The organism is Pseudomonas brassicacearum (assembly GCF_003732175.1).
Classification (GTDB): Bacteria; Pseudomonadota; Gammaproteobacteria; order Pseudomonadales; family Pseudomonadaceae; genus Aquipseudomonas; species Aquipseudomonas brassicacearum_G.
In genome coordinates this window covers 210,925-227,802 of sequence record NZ_MOBI01000017.1, presented here as the reverse complement: position 1 = coordinate 227,802, position 16,878 = coordinate 210,925, and the positions used below count along the sequence as shown (strand labels likewise).

General features: G+C 56.8%; 9 protein-coding genes. 7 read left to right on the top strand and 2 right to left on the bottom strand.

Translation table 11 applies throughout. The annotated features are described in order from the left end of the window. Positions 1-16 precede the first annotated feature (16 nt). The 4 genes from BK658_RS16960 (at position 17) to BK658_RS16945 (ending at position 7,062) form a co-directional block, all read left to right on the top strand. Entirely contained in the window at positions 17-748 is a 732-nt protein-coding gene (locus BK658_RS16960; protein WP_123583297.1) for an AraC family transcriptional regulator, read from the top strand. A gap of 432 nt (positions 749-1,180) precedes the next feature. Then, entirely contained in the window at positions 1,181-5,377 is a 4,197-nt protein-coding gene (locus BK658_RS16955; RefSeq protein WP_259740094.1) for a dermonecrotic toxin domain-containing protein, read from the top strand. 160 nt (positions 5,378-5,537) lie between these two features. After that, positions 5,538-5,843, top strand: coding sequence for a PsiF family protein (locus BK658_RS16950; protein WP_123583265.1), 306 nt, complete (start codon positions 5,538-5,540; stop codon positions 5,841-5,843). A 205-nt stretch (positions 5,844-6,048) separates the two neighbouring features. Then, positions 6,049-7,062, top strand: coding sequence for an AI-2E family transporter (locus BK658_RS16945; RefSeq protein ID WP_054595406.1), 1,014 nt, complete (start codon positions 6,049-6,051; stop codon positions 7,060-7,062). A 45-nt stretch (positions 7,063-7,107) separates the two neighbouring features. Here the strand turns inward: BK658_RS16945 and BK658_RS16940 are convergent, their stop codons facing one another. Beyond that, positions 7,108-8,382: an Hsp70 family protein gene (locus BK658_RS16940; protein ID WP_123583264.1), complete on the bottom strand. Its 1,275-nt coding sequence runs from the start codon at positions 8,380-8,382 to the stop codon at positions 7,108-7,110. 297 nt (positions 8,383-8,679) lie between these two features. Here BK658_RS16940 and BK658_RS16935 point away from each other — a divergent pair, with 297 nt between their 5' ends. After that, entirely contained in the window at positions 8,680-9,630 is a 951-nt protein-coding gene (locus BK658_RS16935) for a DnaJ C-terminal domain-containing protein (protein ID WP_123583295.1), read from the top strand. Between the two features lie 23 nt (positions 9,631-9,653). Further along, positions 9,654-9,959 carry a chaperone modulator CbpM gene (locus BK658_RS16930; protein WP_123583263.1) on the top strand — a complete coding sequence of 102 codons (306 nt, stop codon included), beginning with the start codon at positions 9,654-9,656 and terminating at the stop codon, positions 9,957-9,959. Between the two features lie 203 nt (positions 9,960-10,162). On the opposite strand, the gene BK658_RS16925 is transcribed toward BK658_RS16930, so the two are convergent. Next, entirely contained in the window at positions 10,163-11,299 is a 1,137-nt protein-coding gene (locus BK658_RS16925; protein ID WP_123583262.1) for a sensor histidine kinase, read from the bottom strand. Positions 11,300-11,550: 251 nt separating this feature from the next. Here BK658_RS16925 and BK658_RS16920 point away from each other — a divergent pair, with 251 nt between their 5' ends. After that, positions 11,551-16,839 carry a dermonecrotic toxin domain-containing protein gene (locus BK658_RS16920; protein WP_123583261.1) on the top strand — a complete coding sequence of 1,763 codons (5,289 nt, stop codon included), beginning with the start codon at positions 11,551-11,553 and terminating at the stop codon, positions 16,837-16,839. Positions 16,840-16,878 lie beyond the last annotated feature (39 nt).

Sequence of the window (16,878 nt, the reverse complement as noted above, 5' to 3'; positions counted from 1 at the left end):
CCTGATGACAGACAGCATGAACAGTAAACACATCGATCTGCTGGATTTCAGCGAACTGCCGGCCCCTGTGTACTTCCGCTATGCCGACTTTGATGCTCACCGCTATGCCTCGGCTCACCGTCATCCGTGGGGCACACTGGAGTATTCGGCCCTCGGCGTATTGCACATGGAAATCGGCGGCAGCCGCTTCATGTCGCCGCCGCAATACGCGGTGTGGGTGCCGCCGCAGATCGAGCACAGTTTCTACAGCAACCAGCCGATCAATTACCGCGCGGTTTGTCTCGCGCCGCCACTGTGTCGCGATCTGCCGCAACAGGCCTGCACGCTGGCGATCAGTGACATTCTCAAGGCGATCCTCAAGGACTTCGCTGCTCGCGACGTAAAGATCCCCGAGCGCTCGGCAGACAAGCGCCTGGCCGAGGTGTTGGTCGATCAGCTTCAACAAGCGCCGGTGCATAACTGTTATTTGCCTTACGCCAGCAGCGCCGGATTGCTCAGTGTGCTCGAAACCTTGCAGGCATCACCGGGCGACAATCGGCCACTGGCGCAGTGGGCCGAGCAGATCCACGTCAGCGAACGAACTCTGGCCCGGCAGTTTGTTCGGGAACTGGGCATGAGCTTCGGTGAGTGGCGCCAACGCCTGCGTTTCCTCGCTTCGATCGAAGCACTGGACAGCCAGCGCAGCATTCAGGAGATCGCCTTTGATATGGGCTACAGCACGTCGTCGGCGTTTATCGCGATGTTTTAGCGTCAGGCCGGTTGTACGCCCGAGCACTACCGTCGATACAACGTTTTTTGAACGGTTTGATGACACGTTGAACCGGCTGTTGGTTATATCGATTCATGAAACTTCAGCAAGAAATATCTTACGGTCTAATCAGACTTGCACTCCATTAATGGGTCGCCGAGCGTTGTACGCTTTTAACGATGCGGCGCCACTATTTCTTAAGGGGCTGTTCATTCAAATAATTAATTCAGGTAGTGTCAGATGGTTTCGTCGTCAACAAACAGTACGTCGCCTGCTAAAGTTACTCAGGCAAGTATTCACCACGAATTTATAGAACGTGCACTTCCTGCTTGGCTGACCCTTGCGACGCCGCAAAGGCTTCGGACGCTAAAAGTGGGCGGTGCAGGTATTCCTGGGTGGATCAGGAACGCTTCCAAAGCCGAACACCTCAGCATGCTCAACGCCCTGGAAGCAAGCTGGTCGTCGCAGAATGATGTCGACAAAATGCTGATGGATTTGCAAGACGTCTATACATTTGCCGAGCCATTGCTGCGTCAGGCGTTAAAGGAAAAATACGGTGTTGAAGATGACGTCAAGGAAACGTTCCTGAAGTTGTACTCCGAGGTAAAGTTGTCTCCATGGGCCCATAACTTTGATGGCGGTGCGACCAGTCGTACTGTTTCCTTGCTGGATGCGGCGCTGCACAACTTTTCAAGCTCCGAGGTGTTTTTGTCTGGGTCGGAGTTTATCTCCCGGCCAGATGCGCAGGGACATTTTGATATAAAGAAGATACGAAGCACTATGTCCATTGAGCAATTCACGGCACTGTGTCGCGAGTTGGATATTGGCGCCAGGTACAAACACTACTTGGAAAGCTACTTGCGCCCCACCGATGGTCTGGCCCGTGGGGTGTTGCAGCACAAAGTTATAAAAAGCCAGCAAGCCGCGCTGAAAATCGCCCTGCAAATGGCGCTCTTGAGAAAAGACATCGGGGCGCAGGCGTATCTCGTTGTGCAGGGCATGATCAAGGGGCTTAAAGGTCTGACCCTGGACGGTGTTCCTGTTCGTTATTACCACCTGACGATGCTCGACACGCTCCTGAAAGGCATTGTGCTCATCGCCGCTGATCTCGATGCGCCTTATGGCGCAAACAGGCGAATCATTGCCTATGTGCCGCACGATCCCGAGCATCCATTGAAAGAGTACGCGTCGCTCGTCGAATTCAGCCGCGAGCTGACTCGCCAATTACGTGATACCGGCCAGGCGTCGTCCCCTGCACAGCCCTTGTCCAGGCTCAGTTTTCAGCAGTTCTTCAGTCGCTTTGTCGACCATCAGCAGCGAGGGCATTTTTTTGCCGCGCTCAATGGGCAACTGGTGCGGATCACCCAGCACGATAAAGAATGGGGAGTGGACCTGCCCGTATGGCGAGAAACGCCTGAAGAACATCCTCGTCTGCGCTATGGCGTCATGCGGTTCGAGAACGACACCGAGACCCGCTTCAACGGCGACCTGTGGGTTTATCTCTATCAGCAACAGCAAAACAAAATCCTCAACGACGCTCGGGCGTTGGTCATTTCCACTGCCGATGCCGATCGTACGGAACGTTGGGCGTGGGTTGAAAATCTGCAAAAAATGCTCTCGGACATCTTCAATGTCGCGTTATTGGTGGTGACCCCCTTCGTGCCTTTTCTGGGTGAATTGATGCTGGCCTATACGGCTTATCAGTTGGTCAGTGAAGTTGTTGAAGGTGTACTCGATCTGTCTGAGGGATTGTATCTGGCGGCCGCTGAACAACTGATCGGCTTCACCGAGAGCCTGGTTCAACTGGCAGCGTTTGCCGGCGGCATCAAGATTGGCGACCTGGCGTTCTCCAGGCTGTCACCGTTTATCGAAGGGGCAAAACCGGTCACCCTGCCCACTGGCAAACAACGTCTGTGGGGGCAGAATCTTGAGCCTTACCAGCAAAAGGCACTGGTTCTGGCTGCAGATTCAAAGCCCGACGAATTGTGGCTGCATCAGCACGACGGCAAGCCGATCCTGCGCCTCGATACGTCTCACTTCGAACTCAAAAAAGACCCGCAAACCGGCAAGCACCGAGTGCAGCATCCAACCCGGCCGGATGCCTATCAACCTGTGGTCGAGAGTAACGGGGCGGGGGCATTCGTGATCGAAGGCGAACAGCCTCAGTCGTGGGATGAGCAAACGCTGATGGCGCGGATGGGGCAGCCGCTTGACGGTTTGACCGATTCGTTCGACGACATCCGCACGGTCAGCCGCACCCACGTCGACGCGATGCGCCGGATGTACATCGACAATGAGCCTCCATTGCCCTTATTGAGCGATACCGTTACGCGATTCAGGATTGATCGGGATATTCAGACGTTCATCGATCAGATCAGCAGTGAACAACCACAGCATTACTTGAAAGCCGATGTACGCACACAGCTGCAACTGCTGGATGGAGTGTGGCCCCGAGAAAAGCCACTGCAACTTGTCGCGCGCGATGGAGGCGTCATTTGGCAGACAGGTTCCAACGATTCTGCACCTGTGCGGATAAACGAGGACCGCCTGAACGATGGCGACCTGATTGCAACCTTGCTTTCGCACCTTGATGAAGGTGAAACAAAAACACTGATGGAAGTCGGGCTCGGCGCGTCGGTCACGACTGCGGGGGCTCATGCAAAAATCCTGCGGGCGGAACTCGCACGGCGTGCCAACGCCAAGCGAAACTTCATGTTCAATGCTCGTTACAAAGAGCATGAGTTGCGCTGGAGTCCTCAGGTACAAGCCGTTCAATCCGAAATGCCGGGGCTGCCTGGCACTGTTGCGCAAGAGTTGCTGGCGGTCGCCACACCCGAGGAACTGCAAATAGTCGCCCAAGGGCGCTTGCCATCGCGACTCAAGGGGCTGGCGCTCTATGCGCGTGAAGAAGTGAGGGTTGCTCGTGCTTATGAGGGGCTTTACCTGGGGTCGATCGAAAGCTTCGATACCGAAACGCTGGTGCTGCATTCGCTTGAGAACCTGCCGGGCTGGCCCTCGGATGTGTCCATTCAAGTCAGGCTGTTCGAGTACGAAGGCGGGGTGCTGGACAGTATCGGTACAGAGCACGCCAAGCTTAAACGCACGATAGTCTCGCGCGTAGATGGCAGCTTCCAGGCATACGATGATCAAGGTCATGCCTTGCACGCAGAGACTGACCTCTACTCCTCGATCTTGCAGGCACTCCCGGATGCCGAACTGAACGGTTTGAATATTCGCAGGAGTGACGTTCAGACACTGAAGCAGGCCGTACGTGACCACGCAGTAAGGCCTGACAGGTTGTCCACGATACTTGCGCAGTCCCCGGTCCCGATACCTCCGGCTTTCAATCCCACCTTGCTTCGTCTGCGTGGAGGTGCATCCAATGGGGAGGGTGTGGGGTCAGAGTCGCTGAATATCCAGGCGGTTTTTAAAGACCTTGTCGAGCGGGCCTATTCTTCTGAGCCTTTGCCGTCGCTAAAAAACGACTATTTGAATGGGTTGAAATTAATACATGAGAACCTGTCGGTACTGGACCTGAATTATCTCCAGTGGGCGTTTCACGATGCAGTCGACAGCCCTTTGGTGACTGCAACAATGCGTCAGAGTGTCGAACTGTTGCCCGAGCTGAAAAAATTGCTGTCCCCTGAGCAATTCACCGAACTATTGAACAACATGTTCATGGACGGTGAACCAACGCCCTTGTCGGATTCGCAGCGGGAGCTGGGAATGACCGCTCGTTACCTGAAGAGAACAGAACGTACGGATCAATATGAATCGCTGGCTCTCGCAGCGAAAGCAGGCAACGCTCCGTCGGGCACACTGGCTGATTTGCATAGCTACGTGGAGATGCTGGGTGAGCATATGAGCGCAGCCGAGAAGGTCATTGAAGTCTCGTCGCAGACCATGGCCGATTTGAACATGGCGCAGCGTGCGATCACCCGCGCCAAGGAGCTTCTCCCTTTGTCCGGCAACCAACTACCGAGCATCTGGGAAAAGGGCGGATCGGCTATCGCCGCACTGAAAAATCTCCGAAAAATCGACTTGGTTACCGGTTTGCCTACGGCCGAGCTCACCACTGCCGAAGCCGCACAGGCCGCTATCAACATCAAGGGCGGGAACTGTTCAGAGAATTCGAAAGTGACGTTCTCGATCCTCGCGAACCAGCCCCGGACATCTGAAATACATATTGTCAAAGCCACCAACTTTGACCATCAGTATGTTGTCATTGGTGACTTGAGCCACCCGGAGCAACTGGTCGCTGCCGATTCCTGGCCAGAGTTTCCCAGTGCCCATCTGACCAGCGAGGGCTACTTCACGTTCGATCCTGAACCGGTGCTGACCCTGAAGCCTGGCCCTGCCGTCGCCGAGTATGCATTTATCGACGATGCACCTTCCGGTCCTGCCGTTATTCCGCCTCGAGGCTCGGATGATTCCACGCTCAGGGCGATAAAAGTTGCCAAGCTGCATCAGAAAGGCGGTTATGCCCAATGGACTTCATTGAAAGAGCTAGGCGCTACCTATGTATCGCCTGATGAGCGAGCGGTTTCTTTCGAGCGACACAGCGCCTCGGTTATCGAGAATCGCATCGAGACGTTTGAGGGCTACTACAAAGCGATCTCGTCCCGTTAACGGCCATTCTTGAAGTGTTGTTCGAGCCGGGAGCGAGTCACTGATACTCGCTCTCGGCTTTTTTGCAGGTCGTCAAAGTTGAAAGATGAAGGTGTAACGGCATTTGTCTACACTCCGTTCGAGGCCGCGCCCATCGGCGCGGTAACAAGGAGAAAACTCCATGAAGATGCTGCGTATCCCTTTGTTGATGATCGGTCTGCTGCTCTGTTCCCAAGGCTTTGCCGCCACGGCTCAACAGAACAAAATGGCCACCTGCAATGCCGACGCCACCGCGAAAGCCCTCAAGGGTGATGAGCGCAAAGCCTTTATGAGTACCTGCCTGAAAGCCGCGCCGGCAGCAGAAGCAGCCAAACCGATGACCCCTCAACAAGAGAAGATGAAAACCTGCAACGTCACCGCTACCGCGCAGGCGCTTAAAGGTGATGCGCGCAAAACCTTCATGAGCGATTGCCTGAAGAAAAAATAATCCATCCGGGTAAAGCGCGGTCATGTGGGAGCGAGCTTGCTCGCGATACAGGCAACTCGGTATGACTGCTGAACGCGGTGACGCCATCGCGAGCAGGCTCGCTCCCACAGGAGAATTCCTGTTCCATCGGGAGTGTGTTTGCTCGCTTCAATGCCAGAAGGCTGGCAGACTGCCAATCCTTTAACGCCGTTTGTTTTGAGGCTGTATGCCAACGTTTTCTCAGCGTCACGTGTTGCTGTTGGTCAGTTGGGTGATCATTTTTGGTGGGCTACTGCTGGTGATACCGCTGCGACTGTTGCCCAGTCTGCTGGCCGGGTTACTGGTGTTCGAACTGGTCAACATGCTCACCCCGCAGCTGCAACGACTGATCGAAGGGCGGCGTGCACGCTGGCTGGCCGTGGCCTTGCTCGGCACGCTGGTGGTCAGCGTACTGGCGCTGATTTTTGCCGGTGCTATCAGTTTTCTGCTGCACGAAGCAGAAAATCCCGGGGCTTCCCTGGACAAATTCATGCTGGTGGTCGACAAGGCGCGTGGTCAGTTACCGCCGTTCATCGACGCTTATCTGCCCGCCAGTGCCGCTGAATTTCGCGTGGCCATCGGCGAGTGGCTGAGCAAACACCTGAGCGACCTGCAACTGGTCGGCAAAGACGCCGCGCACATGTTCGTCACGTTGCTGATCGGCATGGTGCTGGGGGCGATCATCGCCTTGCAGCGCATCCCTGACCTGACCCAACGCAAACCCCTGGCGGCGGCACTGTTCGACCGTTTGCACCTGCTGGTTCAAGCGTTTCGCAATATCGTCTTTGCGCAGATCAAGATTTCCCTGCTCAACACTTTTTTTACCGGGATCTTCCTCGCGGTGATCCTGCCGCTGTTCGGGATCAAGCTGCCGTTGACCAAAACCCTGATCGTGCTGACCTTCCTGCTGGGCTTGCTGCCGGTGATCGGCAACCTGATGTCCAACACGCTGATCACCATCGTCGGCTTGTCGTTGTCGATCTGGGTTGCGGTGGCGGCGCTGGGTTATCTGATCTTTATCCACAAGCTGGAATACTTCCTCAACGCGCGGATCGTCGGCGGGCAGATCAGTGCCAAGTCTTGGGAGTTGCTGCTGGCAATGCTGGTGTTCGAAGCCGCATTCGGCCTGCCGGGGGTGGTGGCGGGGCCGATTTATTACGCGTACTTGAAGAGCGAGTTGAAGCTGATCGGGATGGTTTGACGATGATCGTTCCCACGCAGAGCATGGGAACGATCATTTACGGGGTCAGGCCAAGGTGCCGTAACGCTTCATCGCCTCGATCGCCAATCCGCTGCCGATGCTGCCAAAGATGTTCCCTTCTACATGCTGCGCGTTAGGCAGCATCGCCGACACGCTGTTACGCAGCGCCGGAATCCCGCTCGAACCACCGGTAAAGAACACCGTATCCACTTGGTCGACGCGCACATTGGCGTCGTTGAGCAATTGGGTCACGCTGTTGCGCACCCGTTCCAGCAGGTTGTCGATGGCCGACTCGAACAGCGCCCGGCTCAGTTCGACGCTCAAACCCGGTTCGATCCGGTCCAGCGGCACGTGGCGACTGTCGGCATGGGTCAGCTGGATCTTGGTTTCTTCCACTTCCATTGCCAGCCAGTGCCCGGCACGCTGGTCGATCAGCTTGAACAGGCGATCGATACCGCCGGTGTCTTCGATGTCGTAACGCATGCTGCCCAAAGCCAGGGTCGACTTCTGCGAGTACACCGAGTTGATGGTGTGCCAGGTCGCCAGGTTCATGTGGTGGCTGGTGGGCATGTAGGCACCGCTCTTCATCCGGCTGCCATAACCGAACAGCGGCATCAGGCCCTGCAGGCTCAGTTGCTTGTCGAAATCGGTCCCGCCGATGTGCACGCCGCCGGTGGCGAGGATGTCGTCGTGACGGTTGTCGTGGCCGCGTCGCTCAGGCGACAGGCGCACCAGGGAGAAGTCCGACGTACCCCCGCCGATGTCGACGATCAGCACCAGCTCTTCCTTTTCGATGGTCGACTCATAGTCGAATGCCGCTGCAATCGGTTCGTACTGGAACGAGACGTCCTTGAAACCGATGGCGCGGGCTACGTCCACCAGGGTGTTTTCGGCTTCCTGGTCAGCCATTTCATCGTCATCGACGAAAAATACCGGACGCCCCAGCACCACTTCTTCGAATTCTCGACCGGCGGCGGTCTCGGCACGCTTCTTCAACTGGCCGATGAACAGCCCGAGCAGGTCCTTGAACGGCATTGCCGTGCCCAGGACGCTGGTGTCATGCTTGATCAGCTTGGAGCCCAGCAGGCTTTTGAGCGAGCGCATCAAGCGACCTTCGTAGCCTTCCAGATACTCGTGCAACGCCAGCCGGCCGTACACGGGGCGCCGTTCTTCCATGTTGAAGAAGACCACCGACGGCAGGGTGATTTTGTCGTCCTCCAGCGCGATCAGCGTTTCCATGCCAGGGCGCAGCCAACCGACAGTGGAGTTGGACGTGCCAAAGTCGATACCGCAGGCACGGGCCGGAGATGCGTTTTTCATGTCTTTACAGGTTCCGGTTAAAAAACGGCCGCGCAGTGTATGCCAGAGCGGCGCAGAATCGAAGGCCGACTATCCGCTAAATTCAAGGTCATCGCTCACTTGAAAGACTATCCTTGTTCCCCAAACATACGGACATGGCGTGGCAGCCACTCTGTGATCAAGTGATCCGCCCCGGCTGCCGATAAACTTCGGATGTGCTGCCCGATCAGATTCTTGAGATCGGTCAAGCCTGCGGCAGCCAATCAGTGCATGCTGTGTCTGGCTGTGCGATATCGATAACGGATGGTGATTCCCTCGATGGACTTCAAAGACTATTACAAGATTCTCGGTGTGGAGCCGACCGCTGACGATAAGGCGATCAAGGCCGCCTATCGCAAGCTGGCGCGCAAATACCACCCCGACGTCAGCAAGGAAAAAGACGCCGAGGCCAAGTTCAAGGACGCCTCGGAAGCCTATGAAGCGCTGAAAAGCGCCGACAAGCGCGCCGAATACGACGACCTGCGCAAATACGGCCAGCATGGCCAACCGTTCCAGGGCCCGCCGGGTTGGCAGGGGCGTGGTGGTGCGGGTGGCTTTGGCGGTGGTCAGGACAGTGGCGACTTTTCGGACTTCTTCAGTTCGATTTTTGGTAACCGTGGCCCGGGTTTCGGGGGTGGACAGTCTGGTCGCAGTGCCGGTCGTCGAGGGCAAGACGTGGAAATGGAATTACCGGTTTTTCTGGAAGAAACCCTGTCGACCGAATCGAAGAAGGTCAGCTTCCAGGTGCCGCAGTACAACGCGGCTGGCCAGCACGTCAGCAATACCAGCAAAAGCCTGAACGTGAAGATTCCGGCGGGTGTCACCGATGGTGAGCGCATTCGACTCAAGGGCCAGGGGGCACCGGGTGTCGGTAGCGGCGCCAATGGCGATCTGTACCTGACCATTCGTTTTGCGCCGCACCCGAAATACGACGTTGAAGGTGAAAACCTGATCATCACCTTGCCACTGGCCCCGTGGGAGCTGGCGCTGGGTGCAGAGGTCGCGGTGCCGACCCTGACCGGCAAGATCAACCTCAAGGTTCCTGCCGGAAGCCAGAACGGCCAGCGCATGCGCGCCAAAGGCCACGGCCTGCTGAACAAGGCTGGGCAGCGTGGTTACCTGTTCGTGCAGCTCAAGGCGGTAATGCCCAAACATACCGACGATGACGTCAAAGCGTTGTGGCATGAGCTGGCGAAGAAAGCCGCTTTTAATCCTCGGGAGCATTTTTGAGTCAAGAGAAGGAGTAGCCAATCATGAGCAACCCCCTGATCGTTCAACTGGACATGGCAGAATTCTGTGAGGCGACCGATTTGTCGGACGTCTACGTGATCGAAATCGTCGAACACGGAATCCTCGAACCTCAGGGCGCGCAGCCCAAGGATTGGCGTTTCAACGACTATGAACTGGCGGTCGCCAAGCGTGCCGCCAAGTTGCACCGAGACCTTGAGCTGGAATGGGAAGGCGTCGCCCTGGCGCTCGACCTGCTCGAAGAAGTGCAGCAGCTGCGCACCGAAAACCGGATGCTCAGGCAGCGGCTGGGGCGGTTGCTAGTCGAATAGCCCCTCTCGTAGCCACCTTGGTCAAGGGATGAACACCGAACCTGTGGCGAGGGGGCTTGCCCCCGCTCGAGCGCGAAGCGGTCGTAAACCCGGCAAACGCGGTGTATCTGACGAAACCCGATTACAGGTTTTAGGGCTACTTCGCAGCCCAGCGGGGGCAAGCCCCCTCGCCACATGCGGTGCTACGGAGCCGCTGACTGCGGCTAAACCACCCGCGACACCCTCGGCAATACCACGCTGAACGTCGTGCCCTCGGCCTCGCTGGAGCTGACTTCGATAGTGCCCTGGTGGGCGTCCACCACTTGTTTGACGATGAACAAACCGAGCCCAAGGCTGGTGGAAGGGCCGGCGAGTTCTTCGCTGGCGCTGCGCACCAGTGGGTCGAATATCGTTGGCAGTGCCTCGGCGGGAATCGGTTCGCCATGGTTGTGCATGGTCAGCGTCACCTGATCTTTTTCTCCCATGATGCTCAGCGTCACGGGGTGTCGATTGGCACCGTGCTGCAAGGCATTACCGACAAGGTTTTGCAGCAGTTGGCCGAGGCGCGTGCGGTCCCAGATGCCATGGGTGTCGCCTTCGACGATCAGTTGTGAGTTGCAGTCCGGCTGCCCGGCGCCGGCTTCGTCCAGCGCAGCTTTTGCGGCGGCGGCCAGGTCCATCGGTGCCGGTTCGATCGGCAGGCCGCTGCCCAAGCGGCTGCGCACCAGTTCCAGTAAATCGTTCACCATCGCCGCCATGTGCCGGGCGCTGCTCCTGATGCTTGCGACATAGGTCTGGGCGTCGCTTTCCAGTTTGGCCTTGCGTAGCAACATCTCAGTGGACATGTTCACGGCTTGCAAAGGCGTGCGCAGGTCATGGCCCAGAATGGCCAGGAAGATGTCCCGTGAACGATTGACCTGCTCGGCGTACGCTGCGGTGGACTCGGCCAGGGCTTCGTCGATGGCTTCGTTGAAACGGATCATGTCCTGCATGTACACCACGTCTGGCGACTCCAGGCTGTTGACCCACAAGCGAATCACGCTGGCCCGCAAGTGGCGGAACTCAGAGGTCATCTGCACCAGATCAAACCCCACGTTATGCCGAAGCTCGCCATGGCTGGCCGCGGCCTTGTCCAGGCTTGGTGTTTTTTCCGGGCCTTCGCCCCTGGCCTTGGCCGCTTGTTCGAGGCCCGTCTGGGCGGTCTTCATGTCGCGGGAAGCGGCCAGCAGGATCAATGTGGCGTGGTCACGCAGGAGCGTCCGGTCCATGGAATCAGGGTCGGGGGCTATGGTTCGGGCGAACAGCTCCCATTCGTCGACGATGCGGTCGACGTGAGTCACGATGAATTCGGATAGACGCATGGTCGAAGGCTCCACGCAGTAAGCGCTTGACGGTCTCGCATTTTAGCGCCTTTAAGACCGGCTCAAAACTACCGTTGACGAGCAGGATCAGTCACTGTGGTTGTCAGGGTGGTATTTAATTGTTTTTCAGGTTCTGAAGTTAAATGTTATTGGGCGTTTATGCTGGTTTTACAGCAGTTATTTAATCTTTTGTTATCTGAGGTATTGAATAAGCTGGTAGTTCTTATAAGCACACAGGGACAGTTGCGAAAATGAATGAATTACCGGAAAAGTCGATCTCGGCAATGTCTTCGGTGGCCGTTGACAATAATGCCGTTATTCATCAGGAATATTTAGCGGGCAGCCTTGCAATGCTATTGAAAGATGCATCGATTTCGACGCTTGCATCGATGACTGATCTGAAACCAGCGGTGCCCGAGTGGTACATCAACGCACGCCGTATCGATCGCCAATACCTGAAAGAACTCATTAATGAACGCTGGCGCTTGCAGGACGCGCTGGACAAGACCCTGGGTGAATTACAAAAGGACATCAATGAGTTTGCCGAGCCGTTGCTGGTCGAGGCGCTGAAACAGCAGTTGAACCTGGAACTGGATGTCAAGGCGACGTCACTGCGGCTTTATGTTCCCGCCAAACTGGGGTTTGGCACCATCGATACGAATGCCAGTCGACTCAGACACTCCACACTGCTGGAAGCCGCCCTGCATAACTTTGAAGAGCCTGAAACCCATGCGGGGGCGTTTCGCGATGGTTCTGGCGTCTTTACTACGGACGCCGAAGGCGCTCCCCAGCGTCATGAACTGACCGTCGAGAAGTTTGCAGCCCTGTGTCGGACCCTGGACATCGGAGCGCAGTATCAACAACACATCACGGCGTTGCTGAGGCCTATAGATGCCAAGGCCAGGGCGATACTTGAGCGACAGTCCATTGCCAGTGAAAGAGCAGCTTTCAACGAGTCGGCGCTCATTGCCTATTTGAAGAAGGACATAACTTTCGATGTGTATGGAAAGTTGCAGCAGGTGCGCGATGACCAGCAAAACATACAGCTGGGCAATCGCCCCTTGCACAGTCATCGACTGTCACTCATGGGGTTCAAGCTGACCGGTATCGTGCTGTTCAGTGCAGTGGCTGATCCGTCGACAATCAAAACGACCTTTGACAGTCTGGTTCCAGAACATCAGCGAACGATGATGGAGTGGTCGCATCGGCTGATGCTTCTAGCGGGGCAGGAGTTTGAGCAATTCAAGTTGCTCAAGGCGTTTTTTGCCAACGGTCCCAGCGGTATGGCCGAAGAAATGTTTCGCCGCGAGGATATTCATGAGCAAAGTCGTCTGGACGGCACGCTGATCGCTTATGTTCCCGGCGACCCCGATCATCCGCTCAAGGAATATGCCTCGTTCACTGACTTCATGAAGGAGCTGACGAGCCAACTGCGCACCTCGGACTATCAACAGTTTTTCAGTCGGTTTGTGGCGAAAAAAGACCAGGGCAGATTCTTCAGTCGGGTCCGGGAGCGGTTCACTACCTTTACATGGAAGCAGCGCGAACCGTTGGACATGGGCCCGTGGTGGCGAGAGACCGCGGTCGAGAACCCCGACGCGGAGCCCATTACCAACGTCATTTCAGGCGATCTCTGGCCGCAGCTTGGTCGGTGGCGGGGGGACAAGGCAATTGCGGATGCGCGACAGATCGCCGTGCCGACCGACGATGAAGACAGGGCCACCCGCTGGAGTCGGCTGACCAGCTACCTGGACATCGGCTGGAACGTGTTCAGCTTTGGTGCCCTGTTGGTCCCTGGTCTTGGGGAGGCGGTGCTGGCCGTCATGGTCGGGCAGATGCTGTTCGAAACCATGGAAGGGATTGAAGAGTGGAGCAAAGGGGACAAGGAAGAAGCCGCTGCCCACCTCACTGGCGTCATGATCAATTTCGCCCAGTTGGCAATCATGGCTGCCGGGCATGTGTTGCCGGGCGGTGCGCCTGCGCCTGTCAAACCATCGTCCTTTATCGACCAGTTGAAACAGGTTGAGCTCCCTGACGGCAAGACCCGCCTCTGGAAGGCGGACCTGACGCCCTACGCGCATGACATTATCTTGCCCAAAGAGGCAAAGCCGAGCGAGCAGGGCCTGTATCGACACAGCGAAAAAGACATCCTGAAGCGCGAGAACAGGTATTTCGTCGTCAGTGAGGATCCACACACTGGCCAGCCACGCCTGCGGCACCCGAATCGGCCGGAGGCTTATCAGCCGAAACTTGCGCACAACGGTGCCGGGGCCTGGAAAACCAAACTGGACCACCCCATTGAGTGGGACAAAACCACACTCATGCGTCGCATGGGCCCGTCGGTCGAGGGTTTCTCCGATGCCACGCTGGAGCAGATTCGTATTGCCAGTGGTGTGGAGGAAGACCTCCTGCGAAGGCTGCACATAATCAGCGAACCGCCACCAGCGCTGATGATCGACACGATCGAGCGCTTCAATGCGTGGGTTGATGTGCAGAAGTTGCCCGAGCAGATTTTGGTCGATGAGGTTCCGCAAGCTTTTGTCGAGCAGGTGCCACGTTTGCTGACGGAGTTGCGGGGATGGCCAACACAAAAAACTATCGAGGTATTTGAAGGGCCCGAACATCGGGGGCATTCGATCAAGTATGGCAACATCGACGCGTCACCGGCCAACACACTGAAGATAACCCACGCAGAGATCCGCGCAGGGAAGCTTCCAGAGCTCGCCGTGAAGTTCGCTGACGAGACAGACATCCGCGAGCTGCTCGGGCAGCGGATCTCCACGGATAAACAACTCCGTATCGAAGCCTTGAAAAGCAGGCTTGCCATGCACGCTGACACGCGTCGCGCAGGTCTGTTCGATACGCTAAACCGTCGGCAGCAGCATACAAGCAATCCTCAAGTGCTGGTGCTTCAAGACGCTTTTAGCGGGCTACCCACCTCAGTTGCCCAGGAGTTGCTGGCCAGTGTCGATGCCGAAGGGCTACTCAAAATAACGGAACCATCGCGCATACCCTTGCAACTCAGAGAGCGTGTGCTCGTGGCCTTGCTCGAGTTGCGTGTAGCACGCGCCTACGAAGGCCTTTTCCTCGACTCTGTGGACAATGTGGATACTGAACGGCTGGCGCTGCATTCATTGCAGGTTTTGCCGAACTGGTCCGAGAACGTTCGGATCGAAATCCGTGATGCTTCATTCGATGGGCCGTTGCGTGACAGTGTCGGTCCGGCAGATGCCTCCGTGCGCAAAGTCCTGGTCAGCGAGGACGGCCAATACCAGGCACGCGATGACGAAGATAATCACCTGCATGGGCCCGATAACCTTTATGCATCCGTGCTGCATGCCTTGCCTGATGTCGAAAGAAACGCGCTGGGGTATGAGATCAATCAAGGTACGCAGTTGAGACATGCGATTCAAAAAGCACCGTTGCCACGGGACAGCCTCAGCTCACTTCTGGCGGATAGCCCGATCCGCAAGCCGGCCTATGACCCCGCCACGATGAAACTGCGTGGTGGCATGCAGGGCATCACTCAAGGTGTCCGCCAGTTACCCGCAAGACTGACACCGCAAGAACGGGTTCGCAGCATTCGCCCCGGCTGGACAGAGGCCGAGGCCCAGGTCTATCTGGAGGGCGGCGGCAGCGAAAGTAGTGTGGAAGAGCGGGCGAGCGCGCTCGAAGCAGAATTCAATCGGCTAAACGCCAATTTTCAACGCTGGTTGAAGTCGCCTACCGAGGCCTTCGGGTTCAGCGCTGCCGGCATCGCCGAATGGCAGTCCAGAAACGCATTGTACAAAGCGATCAGGGAATCCTGGCAGCGAATCGGCCAGCGGGATGTGGATTCATACGGGAATCTGCATGGTGTGGTACTCGACCTTGAACATGTTCCGCTGGGGCGCCATCTGGGGACCATGCCGGCCCTGGAAGGCAACTTCAACCATGTCACCCGACTCAACTTGAACCGAACCGAGTTGATCGATGCACAGGTTTCTTTTCTCGATCACTTCCCGCGGCTTCGATCGTTGAACCTCGATAACAACCCACTTACACGGCTTCCTCACGTCATCGGTCGAATGCGAGGGCTGATGGAGTTGACCCTGCGCGGGAATCGAATCGTGCTGGATGGGCAATCGGTGGCCGACCTCAGAAACCTTACCCGGCTTCAGACCCTGGACTTGCAGGGAAACCCGTTGGGGCGCGTTCCCGACATTGGCCAAATGCGCAATTTACATTCGTTGTACCTGGCTGATACCGGCATTCGCACCTGGCCCGACGGTCTGTTCTCCCAGCCCCGGTTCCGGCATTTTTACCTGGATATGCAGCGCAACGTAATCACCTACATTCCTCTGGTTGCGCCAGGCTCCGTCCAGGCAGAGCTGATGGCTCGCACGCTCTTGAACCGTGAGCCGCAGTGGTTGCCGGAATTCGATCTCCAGACGCTCAGGCAGTACATCCGATCCGTCGGTCTGGACCCTGATCGTCCCTATCCGCCTCGCGGCGTGCGCGACAGTCTTGACTGGGAAGAGGGCATGACGCGACCTGAATGGGTCGCTCGGCAGTCCATCTGGAATAGCGTCGAAGACGAGTTCGACTCGGTGCCGTTTTTCAACCAGATCAGGAAACTCACCGAGTCCGTCCACTTCAAAAACGATCCGGCATTCAGAGTGGACATGACGAGCAAGCTCTGGCGAATGCTGGAGGCCATGTCCAAAGACAGCGAACTGCGGAAAAATCTTTTTGTCCTGGCGAAAGAGACCACCAATTGCGTCGATGCCGGCGCGCAGCTGTTCAATGCAATGGGCGTTGAAGTGCTGATTCATGAAGCCTATGAGCTTGCCAACCCGAGTCTGGTAGAGGCCGAACTGGTGCTGCTGGCCAGAGGCAAATCGCGGCTCGATGAGTTGAGCCGGATCGCCCATAAGAACATTGCCGAGCGACTGGAGAACAATGAGACATTCAGGGTTTTCGATCCGGAAACTGGCCATTACACAGGGTCCATTGATGAGGTCGAGACCCATCTGGCCTACATGACGGACCTGGCCGGTCGACTGGATCTACCCTGGCAGTCACGTGACCTGCAGTTTCGAACGCACTCCGGTGTCACTCCCCAGATGATCGAAAGTGCCTATCGGCGTGTGCTCAGTCTGGAGGAGGGGGATCTACTCTGCGATTCGATCATCGAGCAGCCATTCTGGGAGTCTTATGTCCAGGGTTCCAATCGGAGTACTTTCAAAGCCTTCAGGCGACGAATCGATGCGACCACGGAGTTCTACACGGCGCTGGAACGACGGGAGACTGAACCCACGCTATCAACTGAGGAAAAAGCCCGGTTGAAAGAGGACATTCGGGTGCTCGCCGCAGAGTTGGGCAAACAGGAAAGTGAGTTTGCTCCGGGGCGGATCATGACTGAAGAGGAGTATGCCGCCGAGCTGAGTTTGATAGACGCCGAGATGAAGGCGTTGCTCAAGATATTGACTCAGCAAGCAATGGATCGGGCAAAACTGCAACGGGTTGAAATCCCCTTTACTGTCGAACCCTCCAACTGATCACGCACAGGCTGTCATCCCGGCACGAAGACTGACGAC

Bases quoted from the DNA above. Each gene is read 5' to 3' on its own strand.
- BK658_RS16960 (WP_123583297.1), top strand. From the start codon at position 17: ATGAACAGTAAACACATCGATCTGCTGGATTTCAGCGAACTGCCGGCC.
- BK658_RS16955 (WP_259740094.1), top strand. From the start codon at position 1,181: ATGCTCAACGCCCTGGAAGCAAGCTGGTCGTCGCAGAATGATGTCGAC.
- BK658_RS16950 (WP_123583265.1), top strand. From the start codon at position 5,538: ATGAAGATGCTGCGTATCCCTTTGTTGATGATCGGTCTGCTGCTCTGT.
- BK658_RS16945 (WP_054595406.1), top strand. From the start codon at position 6,049: ATGCCAACGTTTTCTCAGCGTCACGTGTTGCTGTTGGTCAGTTGGGTG.
- BK658_RS16940 (WP_123583264.1), bottom strand. From the start codon at position 8,382: ATGAAAAACGCATCTCCGGCCCGTGCCTGCGGTATCGACTTTGGCACG.
- BK658_RS16935 (WP_123583295.1), top strand. From the start codon at position 8,680: ATGGACTTCAAAGACTATTACAAGATTCTCGGTGTGGAGCCGACCGCT.
- BK658_RS16930 (WP_123583263.1), top strand. From the start codon at position 9,654: ATGAGCAACCCCCTGATCGTTCAACTGGACATGGCAGAATTCTGTGAG.
- BK658_RS16925 (WP_123583262.1), bottom strand. From the start codon at position 11,299: ATGCGTCTATCCGAATTCATCGTGACTCACGTCGACCGCATCGTCGAC.
- BK658_RS16920 (WP_123583261.1), top strand. From the start codon at position 11,551: ATGAATGAATTACCGGAAAAGTCGATCTCGGCAATGTCTTCGGTGGCC.